The sequence below is a fragment of the Chryseobacterium rhizosphaerae genome (assembly GCF_003385455.1).
GTDB classification, from domain to species: Bacteria; Bacteroidota; Bacteroidia; order Flavobacteriales; family Weeksellaceae; genus Chryseobacterium; species Chryseobacterium rhizosphaerae.
Genome location: NZ_QNUF01000009.1, coordinates 102,414 through 115,111, shown reverse-complemented (window position 1 = coordinate 115,111; position 12,698 = coordinate 102,414). Strand labels below are relative to the sequence as shown.

13 protein-coding genes are annotated in these 12,698 nt (G+C 36.1%); 4 read left to right on the top strand and 9 right to left on the bottom strand.

Annotated features, from left to right (window positions below):
- Positions 1 to 179 precede the first annotated feature (179 nt).
- Positions 180 to 758 (top strand): Crp/Fnr family transcriptional regulator, encoded by a 579-nt coding sequence (locus DRF57_RS10135; protein WP_115918321.1) that lies wholly within the window; start codon positions 180 to 182, stop codon positions 756 to 758.
- A gap of 59 nt (positions 759 to 817) precedes the next feature.
- Positions 818 to 1,441 (top strand): FMN-dependent NADH-azoreductase, encoded by a 624-nt coding sequence (locus DRF57_RS10130; protein ID WP_206607189.1) that lies wholly within the window; start codon positions 818 to 820, stop codon positions 1,439 to 1,441.
- 82 nt (positions 1,442 to 1,523) lie between these two features.
- On the opposite strand, the gene DRF57_RS10125 is transcribed toward DRF57_RS10130, so the two are convergent.
- From DRF57_RS10125 to DRF57_RS10100, 6 genes are all read right to left on the bottom strand, one after another.
- Positions 1,524 to 2,867 carry an ammonium transporter gene (locus DRF57_RS10125; protein WP_115918380.1) on the bottom strand — a complete coding sequence of 448 codons (1,344 nt, stop codon included), beginning with the start codon at positions 2,865 to 2,867 and terminating at the stop codon, positions 1,524 to 1,526.
- An 86-nt stretch (positions 2,868 to 2,953) separates the two neighbouring features.
- Complete coding sequence (locus tag DRF57_RS10120; RefSeq protein WP_115918317.1) at positions 2,954 to 3,619, bottom strand: alpha/beta hydrolase; 666 nt, start codon at positions 3,617 to 3,619, stop codon at positions 2,954 to 2,956.
- Between the two features lie 529 nt (positions 3,620 to 4,148).
- The gene (locus DRF57_RS10115) at positions 4,149 to 4,778 is read right to left on the bottom strand and encodes a YceI family protein (RefSeq protein ID WP_047487761.1); all 630 of its coding nucleotides are present in this window, start codon (positions 4,776 to 4,778) and stop codon (positions 4,149 to 4,151) included.
- A 78-nt stretch (positions 4,779 to 4,856) separates the two neighbouring features.
- Positions 4,857 to 5,423: a YceI family protein gene (locus DRF57_RS10110; protein WP_047487758.1), complete on the bottom strand. Its 567-nt coding sequence runs from the start codon at positions 5,421 to 5,423 to the stop codon at positions 4,857 to 4,859.
- Positions 5,424 to 5,567: 144 nt separating this feature from the next.
- Positions 5,568 to 6,617, bottom strand: a complete 1,050-nt coding sequence (locus tag DRF57_RS10105; protein ID WP_047487946.1) for a glucokinase — start codon at positions 6,615 to 6,617, stop codon at positions 5,568 to 5,570.
- 113 nt (positions 6,618 to 6,730) lie between these two features.
- Positions 6,731 to 7,294: a hypothetical protein gene (locus DRF57_RS10100; RefSeq protein WP_084086163.1), complete on the bottom strand. Its 564-nt coding sequence runs from the start codon at positions 7,292 to 7,294 to the stop codon at positions 6,731 to 6,733.
- A gap of 376 nt (positions 7,295 to 7,670) precedes the next feature.
- On the opposite strand from DRF57_RS10100, the gene DRF57_RS10095 reads away from it, so the two are divergent.
- Together DRF57_RS10095 and DRF57_RS10090 are read left to right on the top strand one after the other, a co-directional pair.
- Complete coding sequence (locus DRF57_RS10095) at positions 7,671 to 9,050, top strand: DUF1800 domain-containing protein (protein WP_115918315.1); 1,380 nt, start codon at positions 7,671 to 7,673, stop codon at positions 9,048 to 9,050.
- Positions 9,051 to 9,131: 81 nt separating this feature from the next.
- Positions 9,132 to 10,316 (top strand): DUF1501 domain-containing protein, encoded by a 1,185-nt coding sequence (locus DRF57_RS10090; RefSeq protein WP_115918313.1) that lies wholly within the window; start codon positions 9,132 to 9,134, stop codon positions 10,314 to 10,316.
- 140 nt (positions 10,317 to 10,456) lie between these two features.
- On the opposite strand, the gene DRF57_RS23905 is transcribed toward DRF57_RS10090, so the two are convergent.
- The 3 genes from DRF57_RS23905 to DRF57_RS10080 form a co-directional block, all read right to left on the bottom strand.
- Complete coding sequence (locus DRF57_RS23905) at positions 10,457 to 10,594, bottom strand: hypothetical protein (protein ID WP_162926152.1); 138 nt, start codon at positions 10,592 to 10,594, stop codon at positions 10,457 to 10,459.
- Positions 10,595 to 10,738: 144 nt separating this feature from the next.
- The gene (locus DRF57_RS10085) at positions 10,739 to 11,758 is read right to left on the bottom strand and encodes a helix-turn-helix transcriptional regulator (RefSeq protein WP_115918311.1); all 1,020 of its coding nucleotides are present in this window, start codon (positions 11,756 to 11,758) and stop codon (positions 10,739 to 10,741) included.
- 75 nt (positions 11,759 to 11,833) lie between these two features.
- Positions 11,834 to 12,169 (bottom strand): HopJ type III effector protein, encoded by a 336-nt coding sequence (locus DRF57_RS10080; RefSeq protein ID WP_115918309.1) that lies wholly within the window; start codon positions 12,167 to 12,169, stop codon positions 11,834 to 11,836.
- Between the last annotated feature and the right edge of the window lie 529 nt (positions 12,170 to 12,698).

Here is a 12,698-nt window from a genome sequence, read left to right as displayed (position 1 = left end):
ATTTTGCTTTTACAAAGATACGTGATAAATCTAATAAACAGCATAGCAGAATCGGGTATTAATAACTATTCATACCCATTAGAAATAAGATTTCACAATTATATTTTTTAAATTAGCAGTGAACAATAATTTCGTATGCCATCCTATTAAATTCACATTCTTTATCTTCATCATTCTAAATGGAAGCATTAATTAAAAATATTTCGCAGCATGTCAGATTAAGTCCGGAGGAAATTTCGGTTTTCAAAAACATCTGGACAGAAAGGACATTGGAAAAAGGTGAATTTCTTTTAAGAAATGGCGATATCTGCCGCTATGACAATTATGTTGTATCCGGTACTTTAAAAGCCTTCTGCATCAATCCTGAAAATGGCAACGAAGAAATCCTTTTTTTAGCGATTGACGATTGGTGGGCAACCGATATCTATAGCTTTTCCAGGCAAAAAGCCTCTATTTATAATATACAGGCGATAGAGAAAACAAAGCTGTTGCAGATCAGCCATGGCTCTTTTCAAAAACTGTTAGAGCAAATACCTTCACTGGAAAGATATTTTAGAATTATTTTAGAAGGATATCTTGGAACCCTGGAGAAAAGAATTGTATTTAATAATATGTATAAGGCTGAACAGAAATATCTTTATTTCCTGGAGTCCTATCCTGATATAGCTGCCAAAGTTCCACAGTATTTAATAGCTTCTTATTTAGGTGTCTCTGCAGAGTTTATCAGCAGAATTCGAAAAAAAAATAAATCCTCTTGAACTAGATCAATTTTTCCGGACTTAATAATCGAGAATTTTGAGGTATAAAATTTACCATTATGAAAGTATTGATTATTAATGCCAGTGTAAGAGGCAAAAGATCTTACAGCCGAAGGCTAACCGACCTGTTTGTTGAAAACTGGAAAACCAAACACCCCAATGATGTATTTACGTACAGAGAAACCGGAATTGGGCACATCCCCAATATTAATGAATCCTGGATTGCAGGAGCATTTAAAAAGCCCTCAGACAGGACGGAGGAAAGCCAAAAAGAACTGCAACTGAGCGATGAGCTTGTAAAAGAGCTTAAAGAAAATGACATCTATGTGATTGGCACTCCCATGTACAACTGGTCTATTCCCTCCGGCTTAAAAGCCTATATAGATCAGGTCATGCGAATCAATGAGACCTGGAAATTCAGGTCAGGTTTTCCAGACGGTGACTATGTAGGTCTTCTGGAAAATAAGAAAGTATTTATACTCTCAAGCAGAGGAGATACAGGGTATGGAGAAAATGAGAAGAATGGCCATATGAATTTCCAGACCACCTATTTAAAACATATTTTAGGAATAATGGGAATAAAAGATATCACCGTTATCTCATTAGATAATGAAGAATTTGGTGGTGAAATATTCGAGGAGTCAAAAAAAAGGATCTTTAAGGCTATTACCTCCATTGCATAAAATCTCAAAACAGTATTTTGAAATTCTATTTAAATCAGGGTATTCCGGAAGCAACCGTGTTATACCCTGTTTTTTTCTGTTACTAATTGAGACTCTCATCGTGCTGGGAAAGATCAAGCCCCATATTTTCAGACTCTTCGGAAACCCTTAATGTAATCATGGCATCTGTAATTTTATATAAAAGCAGTGATCCGAAAAATGTAAAAGCAGAAACCAGAACCAAAGCTGCCATATGATGAAGAAATACTTCTACTCCACCATGAAGAAGACTGGCGTTTTCCCCGTGAGCAAAAATAGCTGTCAGGATCATCCCCATAATTCCTCCTACCCCATGACAGGCGAAAACATCCAAGGTATCATCTACTTTCTTCAAAGCTTTCCAGTTGACCATCACGTTAGAAACGATTGCTGAAATAAATCCTATAAAAAGACTCTCCTGAATACTGACAAAACCACATCCGGGAGTGATCGCCACCAATCCTACTACTGCTCCAATGCAAGCTCCCAATGCAGAAATACTCCGTCCATTGATTCTATCAAAAAATATCCAGGTCATCATGGCAGAAGCGGAAGCAATGGTCGTTGTTCCAAAGGCAGTAGCTGCAGAGGCGGAAGCACTCAATGCCGATCCTGCATTAAACCCAAACCAGCCAAACCACAGCATTCCCGTTCCCAAAAGAACATAGGGAATATTTGAAGGTTCATGATGCGGATTTTTTCTCCGCCCTAATACTAAAGCTCCGGCAAGCGCTGCAAATCCGGCACTCATATGCACTACCGTACCTCCGGCAAAGTCTTTCACTCCAAAATACTTATTCAGAAGCCCATCAGGATGCCATACCATGTGGCAGAGCGGTGTATAAATAAAAATACAGAAAAGAACTATAAATAAAAGGTAAGAAATAAAACGAACCCTCTCAGCAAAAGACCCTGTAATGATAGCGGGAGTAATAACAGCGAACTTCATCTGAAACAATGCAAAAAGCACAAAAGGAATGGTAGAAGCCATCATTTTGTGTGGTAATCCTCCCACTCCGTTAAAAAACATATAGCTTAAAGGGTTTCCTATAATCCCGTAATGATTTCCATTAATACTGAATCCCAAAGACTCGCCAAAAGACAAAGAAAATCCTACCACCACCCATAAAATAGAAATAACGCCTAAAGCAATAAAACTCTGCAGCATGGTGGAAATCACATTTTTCTTTCCTACCATTCCTCCGTAAAAGAAAGAAAGTCCGGGAGTCATCAGCAAGACCAGTCCGGCAGCAGCAAGAATCCAGGCAACATCTGCCCCTACAATTTTATCTTCACTCAGAAATGCTCCGGTATCAGAAATCTCTGCACCCGGATTCCAAAACAATCCTCCGAATGCAACAAGACTAATCACCAAAAATGAAATGATCCATTTTAATCCTACTTTCATAAAATTTATATTTAACCCTATCAAATTTAAATATAAATTCCATAAAGAACACATTTTAAATCAAAACACCCCTATAAAAAAACTATTTACGAAATAACATTGATCATTTTTTCAGAAAACACCTTAGTCAGTATTTTCGAAACTTCTTTATGCTTAGTGACCGGAAAAAGATGTGAACCGCCTTTGATTACATAATCCGGCTTTGAATACCGTATTGGGAAAACAATATCTTTATCTCCCAATATCTGAATAACATTAGGATTTTCTTCAAACTTCCATTCGGAAACTTTTTCTACAGACCATTTTAAATAATAAGGATCCCGCACTTTGAAATACTCCAGAATTTTAGGATTTCTGGGATCAAACAGCTTTCTTATGACAGAATATACCTGAGCCGCTCTGTTATTGAACAGTCCCACCGGAAGGATTCTTGGAATCCTGGTCACCTCACCCGTCTTTATAAATTTGGATTTTTCTTTATCTGATTTTATACTTCCCAGGATAACTACTTTCTCGGCAGGCTTCAACTGGTTAATCTCCTGCACAATAATTCCTCCAAAAGAATAGCCCAACAAACAGAATGGTTCTGAATCATCCACTTTCTCTGCCATCCTTTTTACATAGTCCTGAAAAGGTTCATTACTTTCGGGAATAAGCCAATCTATAAAAACCAGTTCACAGTTTTTGGGAAACTCCAATTTTTCAAGTACCTTAAAGTCTGCTCCAAGACCGCTTACAATATAAATTTTCATAAGACTAATTTATAAAAAAAACAGGAAAGGAAATTAGCGTTTGAAGGGAAAAAAGCTAAAGATATTGCTGTTGAATTTAAACTACAAAAGCTTTAAACATTCAAATTGTTATAAGAGAAAAAGGAACATAATTTTTTCAATCTCCTATTTCACAAGTATTACAATTGAAGAAGGAAGTTAAAACGATCTATATAGTCTGTCATTCCGTAGGAATCCAAGCCCGGAAAAATAAAATTGTGCTTAGATTCCTACGGAGTGACAAATATTGTGTCACAATTTCAAAAAAATTTTAAAATAAGACTTCAGTTTTTAGTGATGAGCTCATTGCATAAGAAGTACACCACAGCTTTTCGGGATCTAATATTTTTATGAATATCAAGATTAAAGAGCAAAATATTCCCTTCTCTAACACTTATCCGATCAGCAGATTTGACGGAATGTTTTCAACACTAATTGTATACCCTACATTCCATAAAAAAAGAGCAATTCATTACCTGAACTGCTCTTTTTATCAATATTATATTTAATCTTATTTCTTTTTCTTTACCGGAACTCTATTTTCGTTATCCAACTGTTCTGTAGAAACTCTGAACTGGATATCCATTTCGTTCTTGATGAAATAGTCTTTTAGTGAAGACTGGTAGAATACTTTAAAGTCTCTTCTGTTTAATGAGAACTTAGCAGACTCAACAACTACGGTAAACTGGGTAACATATACATTAGCAGGAAAAGTGATGGTTTTTCTTACTCCTTTAATGGTCACATCACCATATACTGTAGAATTGTATTCACTGTTGGCTAGCGGAATAATTTTAGTCAAATGAAATTTGGCTACCGGGAATTTTTTAACTTCAAAGAAGTTTGAACTTTTAAGGTCGTCTGTAAGCTTGATTTGGTCCTCATCGGAAACATCTCCGGCCATCATACTTCTCATATCTATCACAAACTCTCCGTCTACCAAAACAGTATGGTCAAAGTTAAATTTTCCACTTTTCAGTTTCACTGTTCCTGAATGGGAAGAGGCTTCAGTTTTTACAACCTTATATCCCCACCATCTGATCTCTGATGAAGTCACTTTTGAAACTTTATCAAATTTCTTTTGAGCGGAAACCAATGACATGCCTACACACACCATAGCAAACAATAGTAATCTTTTCATTCTTTTTTATTTACAATTCAACAAAAATAAAAAAAAGTGTAGAACTTCTACACTTTTAACAATCTTTTTTTGATTAATTTATTGAGCAGTAACCTTAACCTGCATATCGATATCATCTTTCACAAAAACATCCTGCATTGTAGATTTGTAAGCTACATCAAATTTTTGTCTGTCGAAAGAGAATTTATTGGATACTAAACTTACCACTCCTTTGCTGTAAGAGATCTTTGCAGGGAATGTAACCGGGTTTGTTTTTCCTTTTACAGTAAGATTTCCTGTTACCAAAGAACTGTAGATTTTATCGTTATTTTTCTTAATACCTGTAATTTTGAAACTAGCAGTCGGGAATTTTTCAACTTCAAAGAAGTCACCGTTTTTAAGGTGTCCGTTTAGTTTTTGCTGGTATTCTCCGGAAAGATCAGTTGCATTGATGGAAGTCATATCTAATACGAAGCTTCCTCCTACCAATTGATTTCCTTTCATTACCATATCTCCTGACTTTACTTTTACAGTACCGTCGTGAGAACTAGCCTCAGATTTTGCTACTTTATATCCCCACCAGTGAATATCAGACGCTACTACTTTTTTTGACTGTCCGAAAGCTAAACCACCAGCTAAAACGGCTAATAAAAATATTTTTTTCATTGAATAAAATTATTTACTTATTTAATAACACAAAGGTAGCCATCTTCTCTGATAGATAGCGTTGATGTAAATCAAGAAAAGTAATTATTTTTATGAATAATATCATCCCATAAAAAAACTCCGAATTTCTTCGGAGTCTTTTATTTATTGTTGGTAGTAAGCGGTATAAAGCGCTACCCCTTTTAATGCTGTATGATTTTGCTTGACCAGGTAGATTGGAATATTTTTCAACATGCCTTCCATTTTATCACTGATCTTGAATTTTTCATAGAATTTATCTTTATCGATGTATTCTCTTACCATCTGAGGAATATCTCCGGAGATCAGTAATCCTCCCGTCGCCTTCACCTTTAATGTAAGGTTATTCGCTTCTCTTGCCAAAAACTCAATGAAAGTATCTAAAGCAATTCTACAGATCAATACATTATCTTCTACTGCAGCTTTATAAAGTTCTTCTGCAAAATTACCTCCTGAAAGACGTTCTCCCAACCATTCCGGTTCCGGGTGTCTTTTTACATCTCTTAAGAATCTGTAGATATTAAACAATCCTGATTTAGATAATACATTTTCCCAGCTTACAATTCCGTAGATATTATTTAGGAATTGATAAAACTCAACTTCTACGTTGGTTCTTGGTGAAAATTCAGAATGTCCTCCTTCTGTAGCGAAAGGTCTTAGATATTTTCCGTCAAAGAAATATCCGGCTTCCCCCAACCCGTTTCCAGGGGCAAGGATGGCAACATTTCCTTTTTCAAGATGTCCGCTTGTATAGATAGCTTCCAGGTCATCATCCTCAAGAAGACCCATTCCGTAAGCAGAAGCTTCCAGGTCATTCAGCATATCTGCTTTTTCAAACCCGAAATCTCTTTTATATTCTTCAATATCTAAATTCCAGCCTAATCTTGCCGGGCTGCTTTTTCCGTCAAGTACAGGACCTGGAACGGCCACTCCCAGACGTTTTACATTTTCCAGCTGATTATCCTGAATAAACTTCTTTAAAATATCATTAAAAGAAGCATACTCTTTGGTGGAATACGTTTGTTGGATTTTTATCTCAAGACCTCCATTACTGGAAACAAAATAGCCTAAGATCGTCATGTCTTCACGGAGACTTGCTCCTATGATAGAGACATTATCATTATTACTGTTCTCTACTCCTGGTAAATAAAGTGGAAATTTTGGATTCAGAATCATAACCTCAAATTTTACCAAATATAATAATTGTTTTCGTAAATCCTGCAGACAAAAAAAAACCTTTTCACAAAAAGTGAAAAGGTTTGGTTAATAATTGTTTATATTAAATCTAACTACTTTCCTAATGGAATATTATAACCGAAGCCTACTCCGATATTTCCCACATTATAGTCCTGACCTGGTAAATCTCCTTTAGTTCCTACAAAAACCTTCTGGTATTGTACGAAGAAGTTCCAGTCTCTGTTGTGGTATCCGATCTCAGGCTTAAGGTAAAAACCTCCGCTTGCTCTTTCTACATTTGTATTGGAAGCTACTGTTTTATCTCCAACTAAGAATCCGTATCCTAAATCAGTCCCGAAATAGAAACCTGTTTGTTTTGGATAAATTCTAATTAAAGCAGCCACAGGAATTACTCCTACATCATTATTCTTATATCCGTTATTATCTTTTCCGAAATAATGGCTATATCCTGATGCAATACCCAATCCAAAACCAGGAGTAATAAGGTTCTGGTAAGCTACATCTACTCCTACAGCAGCCGAAAGGTTATCTGAAGGAACTGCTAAACCAACATTTGCGCCCACTTTGATCATATTATTCATTTTTGAACTTTGTGCGCTTGCTATTCCTGCTGTTAAAATTCCAGCCAGTAATATTGCTTGTTTAAACATTTTCATAACTCTAATTTTTAAATTTTACTAAGCAAGTAAGATGTAAAAATCATGCCAACCAGGACCTTACCTTTTATTTTAACCTCAATAAAATCATAAAATAATGATTATCAGTAGATTATTTTTAACAAAATTTAAATGTTTGTTTAACAAAAATTATCAAAAACTAATCTTAAAATGTGAATTAAGGATAATAAATCAGAAGTCTGAGAGCTGAAAAAAGAAAGCATTGAAATCTACGAGTAATACCAGCTTATGTTATCATTTATTTTTTCAAATAAAAACTTCCGGTTGGCAGCCATCTTACAATATTAACAATCCTTAACCCGTTGTTATTTTAACCTTATCTCTTCTAAAGCATCAAAAAACAAACGCTCTTACAATGGCTGATTCACTGATAAAAAATAAACATCTTCTATGGCGTGCAGGTTTCGGGATCGGAATCAATCAAATTGACAGTTTAAAGAATAAAAACAGTACAATGTTGATTGATGAGCTATGTAAAGAAGATCATTTTACTGAAATCACCTATGATACTCCTGATATTGATCCGGCAGCAGACTATATGAGCAGTACAGCTCCTGCCGAAAAGAAAAAACAGATGCAGAAAATCAACAGGGAACAGAATAATGAACTGAATCTTCATTTTCTGGATAAAATGGCGAACAGCAAAGAACAGATGAGAGAAAAGATGGCTTTTTTCTGGCATGGTCATTTTGCTTCCAGGGTAGTCAATCCAAAGTTCAACAGACAGCTTTTAAATACCATACGGAAACATGCATTGGGAAACTTTAAAGACCTTCTTTTTGAGGTAAGTAAGGCTCCGGCCATGCTGAGCTTTCTCAACAATCAACAAAACAAAAAAGATCATCCCAACGAAAACTTTGCCCGTGAAGTGATGGAGCTGTTTACAATGGGAAGAGGAAACTATACTGAAAAAGATGTAAGAGAGGGAGCCAGAGCTTTTACCGGATGGGGATATGATAAAGAGGGGAATTTTAAAGAAAGAAAAAACTTTCACGATGAAGAGGTGAAGACTTTTTTAGGAAAAACAGGCAATTTCAATGGGGATGATGCCTTACATATGATATTAGAACATAAAGCTACCTCCAGGTTTATCACCACCAAAATTTATAAATTCTTCGTTAATGAAAAGGTCGATAGCGATAGGATAGATAAACTAAGTGCCGGCTTTTACAGCTCCGGGTATGACATTAAAAAGCTTATGAGGGAGATCTTTTCAAGTTCATGGTTTTATGATCAGAGCAATATAGGAAACAGGATAAAATCACCTATCGAACTCATGGCTGGAATCATGCGGCTTCTTCCTATGCACATCCAAAATCCTGAAAACCTCATCGTTTATCAGAAATTACTGGGACAAATGCTGCTCTACCCTCCCAATGTGGCAGGATGGCCAAATGGAAAAGCATGGATCGACAGTTCAACACTGATGCTGAGACTTCAGGTTCCACAGATTTGGTCAGGTTTAAGACCTTTGGAATACAGTCCACGTCAGGACGATGATATCGACATGGGTATGAAATCCCGGGAGACTGCTTTAAACAAGTCTTTTAAAAAACCGAATATCACCATAGACTGGGAGCGGGTAGAAAAAATTTTTGCTCAGAAAAACTGTGAAGATTATCTGATTCAGAATGCTCAAAGTCTGGATATGAACTCAGTCAGAAATTTCTCTGATAAAAGTATAAAAATGATGGTTATCAATCTGATGTCAACCCCTGAATATCAGTTAATGTAGTTTTTAAGGTAGCAGGTTGCAGATTTTAAGTAATAGATCCACAACCTTTGATACTACCTGTACAACTTAAATTCAAAAGTTATGTTAATCAAAAGACGAGAATTCCTGAAAATAAGTTCGTTAGCCTCAGCTTCCCTGCTAATGCCCGGCTTTCTAAAGTCTATGGCTCTGGATAATGCCCTGAACCCCCACCAGAATATCCTGATCGTACTGCAGCTGACAGGAGGTAATGATGGATTAAATACAATTATTCCTGTAAAAAATGATATTTATTTTCGGGAAAGAAAAACCCTTGCCATTCAGGATGCTGTATCTCTTACGGATGAAGCAGGAATTAATCCGTCCCTCTCCTATTTTAAAGAGCTATTCGACAATGGTGAGCTTTCCGTCATGAACAATGTGGGGTATCCTGATCCTGATAAATCCCATTTCCGGAGTATGGATATCTGGCAGTCTGCCAGCAGGAGTGATGAATTTCTGGAAACAGGTTGGATTGGCCGCTTTTTGGATGAAGAATGTTATCGTTGTGAGCATCCCACCCAAGCACTTGAAGTAGATGATATGTTAAGCCTTGCTCTTAAAGGTGACCATAATAAAGCATTTGCCTTTAAAGACCCTAAAAGACTTTATCAGACCAGCCAGGAAAAGTATTTCAAGTCTCTTTATGACCATCACCATGAAGATGAAACCGTATCTTACCTTTATCAGACACTGGGATCTACTATCAATAATGCGGATTATATTTTTGAAAAAAGCAAAGCAAAGACAACAGAGCAAATCTACCCTAATTCACAATTGGGAAAGGATTTTAAAACAGTATCATCTTTAATTAAATCTGACATTAATACGCAGGTGTATTACCTTTCGATCGGAAGTTTTGATACGCATGTCAATCAGAATGACAGACAGAAGAAATTATTCACTGATATCAATGATGCGGTAAAGTCTTTTGTTGCAGATATGAAAGCTAACGGATTATTTCACAATATTTTACTTCTAACATTCTCAGAATTCGGACGCCGTGTTGCCCAAAATGCGAGTAACGGAACTGATCACGGAACAGCTAATCAGATGTTTTTCATCAGTGGAGGTTTAAAAAAGAAAGGACTGCTGAATGCCCTTCCCGATCTCCAGAACCTAAATGAGGGTGATCTTATCTATACAGAAGATTTCAGAAAGGTATATGCCACTATTCTGAAGAACTGGCTTAATGCAGACTCTTCTAAAGTCCTGGGCTGGAAAAACGGAGTCTATGATTTTATATAGGATGCTTAGAATTCCTCTCCTCCCGAGAGGTGGCGAAAATTAAAGAATTTTTGACGATGGGTAGAAATCATCATAAAAAAAGAGGCTGTACGTTATACGACAGCCTCTTTCAACAATTTTAAATTCTAACTACTTTTTGTTTATGCAGTAATCTGCTTTGGTTCTTTCTCTTTCTGATCATCTTTTTTATCAAGTTTCTCAGATATTTTTTTTACGATATATTCTATCGCAATGGGTGCTATAATTGCAATTAATGCTTTAAATATTCTTGATTTCATAATGTGATGTTCTTTTTACGTTAATGCAATTTCCAAGCCAAGATAAAAATCTGCTGATGAGTTTTTTCAAATTCGTTTCTTTTTATTTCTCATCCATTGTTTCACTTTCTCATGGGTAACAGATGAAATACCGACACCATGTATTTAGTTTTCATCAGGAACAACAAGGTTTTGATAATTCTTACCTGCAGCCCTAAACTTTTCCTCCATTCTTAGTCTCAGTTTTCTGGGTTTATGAACAATCAGAGCCTCTCCAAATCCCAGCAGCAGCCTTTCCAGTTCAAAATTGATCTGAACACAGATTTTAAACAGGGTTCCCTCCTGATCTTCACGGATCACTTCCTGGCTTTTATGCAGGGGTTTTGTTTTTACGTAGGGGGCATTTCCGGAATCTACCCAGAAAACAACAGTCCTCGGAGCTATTGAATCTGAAACGGTAACGCCTACGATATCTTTAAAATATTCATCTCCATCCAGATCTTTATCAATATACTGAAGGGCATCATCTGTTTCAATACGCTCCATTCTGTCCAGTGCCAGATTATACATTTTCTGTTTATAAAGACAGATCAGAAACCAACGGTTATTAAATTCTTTCAACAGCTGCGGATGAACAGTATATATATTGGATTCTCTTGCCGTAAAACTTTTATAGAGAATTTTCAACACCTTTTTATTGGCAATACTTTCATAAAGAATATCAATATGCTCCAATCCTTTCAGCTGTTCATTTTTATCCAGATGGATAATAGATTTCTGAGTGGTGGAATGGATGGAATCTTCCAGTTTCTGAATAACACCATTCATCTCTTTAAACATAGAAAAATCTTTGAATTGCTTTAGGATTTGAACGGCATTATTCATTGCCTTCAAATCACTTTCGTTTACTGAAATATTATGAATACTGTATTCAGGGTCGCTGTAACGGTAGTATTTTCTCTCATAGACCTCAATAGGAGCCTCATACCCGAATTTTTCACTGCGCATATTTTGCAGATCAAGCTGCACGGTTCGCTTACTTACATAGGATTCTTTACCTTCAAATTCAAATAATGCTTCAGAACATTCATCAATAAGATCTTCCAAAGTATATTTCCGGTATTTGTTCTTAAGACATTTATCTAATGTTTTATAACGGATTAAAGCATTTTTATTAGATGACATACGTATCGTGTTTAATTGGAGCAATAGGCAAATCTGCTGATTTGTAAATTTGCCTTTTTGCTATTTTCATCAAAATTATTTCTCTTTCAACGCGTCTCCGTCAAAAGTAATCCCCTCCCAGCCAAATTTCATAAAGTTTCTGATATTCTGGTGATCAGTAGCATGAGGCTTTTTCAAAACATCATCCCTGTAAAATTCTCCAAAAAGAGGAAGGGTCTGCTCTTTGGTCAACCCATAATATAAGGCGTAGCTGAAGACCTTACAAGATCCGTTATTCTGCCCGGCCTGATTAGTGGTATCACCATTTTTAAAAGCCGTGGGGGTAAAATCATACTTTCCGTCGATATATTCAATAACATCACTGAACTGAATAGTTTCCGGAAAATGCTGTAGTTGTTCTAATAGTTCCATACATATTAATCTTTTAATTATATAATCCGTTGGCCAATTTGTTTATTCCAGATCAGCCCTTTAAGTTTTGTAAAAATAATTAAAAAAAAATAATCTACGCAAAACTATTGCGCAATAATGATATTACTTTGCATTATCAAAATGAGAAAACAAATGGAATTTAATGGAAATCACTTAATCGAATTAGGATATAGACCGGCTCAATGGTTTAAAGAGGCCATCACTTATATCAACGAAAATAATCTGGATGAAATTCAGATCAGTGAATATCTGGAACAGTTCAGACAACTACCCATTATACCGCTTCATGAAACAGCTAAAGATTTCATAATCAATATCCGGGCAGAACATGAAAGTGAAAATGATAATGTGGAAAAAGTAATCAAAACCATGAAAGTTCTGATGAAAACTCCAACATTAATCAATGGCGCTTTAATGCCTGATGCCTGCCCTACAGGTCCTGAAGGTCAGATCCCGGTAGGAGGTGTGGTGGTTGCCAAAAATGCCATTCATCCGGGATTCCATAGCG

What these genes read in the sequence shown, in the direction of transcription:
- DRF57_RS10135 (WP_115918321.1), top strand. Translation starts at nt 180, where the DNA reads ATGGAAGCATTAATTAAAAATATTTCGCAGCATGTCAGATTAAGTCCG.
- DRF57_RS10130 (WP_206607189.1), top strand. Translation starts at nt 818, where the DNA reads ATGAAAGTATTGATTATTAATGCCAGTGTAAGAGGCAAAAGATCTTAC.
- DRF57_RS10125 (WP_115918380.1), bottom strand. Translation starts at nt 2,867, where the DNA reads ATGAAAGTAGGATTAAAATGGATCATTTCATTTTTGGTGATTAGTCTT.
- DRF57_RS10120 (WP_115918317.1), bottom strand. Translation starts at nt 3,619, where the DNA reads ATGAAAATTTATATTGTAAGCGGTCTTGGAGCAGACTTTAAGGTACTT.
- DRF57_RS10115 (WP_047487761.1), bottom strand. Translation starts at nt 4,778, where the DNA reads ATGAAAAGATTACTATTGTTTGCTATGGTGTGTGTAGGCATGTCATTG.
- DRF57_RS10110 (WP_047487758.1), bottom strand. Translation starts at nt 5,423, where the DNA reads ATGAAAAAAATATTTTTATTAGCCGTTTTAGCTGGTGGTTTAGCTTTC.
- DRF57_RS10105 (WP_047487946.1), bottom strand. Translation starts at nt 6,617, where the DNA reads ATGATTCTGAATCCAAAATTTCCACTTTATTTACCAGGAGTAGAGAAC.
- DRF57_RS10100 (WP_084086163.1), bottom strand. Translation starts at nt 7,294, where the DNA reads ATGAAAATGTTTAAACAAGCAATATTACTGGCTGGAATTTTAACAGCA.
- DRF57_RS10095 (WP_115918315.1), top strand. Translation starts at nt 7,671, where the DNA reads ATGGCTGATTCACTGATAAAAAATAAACATCTTCTATGGCGTGCAGGT.
- DRF57_RS10090 (WP_115918313.1), top strand. Translation starts at nt 9,132, where the DNA reads ATGTTAATCAAAAGACGAGAATTCCTGAAAATAAGTTCGTTAGCCTCA.
- DRF57_RS23905 (WP_162926152.1), bottom strand. Translation starts at nt 10,594, where the DNA reads ATGAAATCAAGAATATTTAAAGCATTAATTGCAATTATAGCACCCATT.
- DRF57_RS10085 (WP_115918311.1), bottom strand. Translation starts at nt 11,758, where the DNA reads ATGTCATCTAATAAAAATGCTTTAATCCGTTATAAAACATTAGATAAA.
- DRF57_RS10080 (WP_115918309.1), bottom strand. Translation starts at nt 12,169, where the DNA reads ATGGAACTATTAGAACAACTACAGCATTTTCCGGAAACTATTCAGTTC.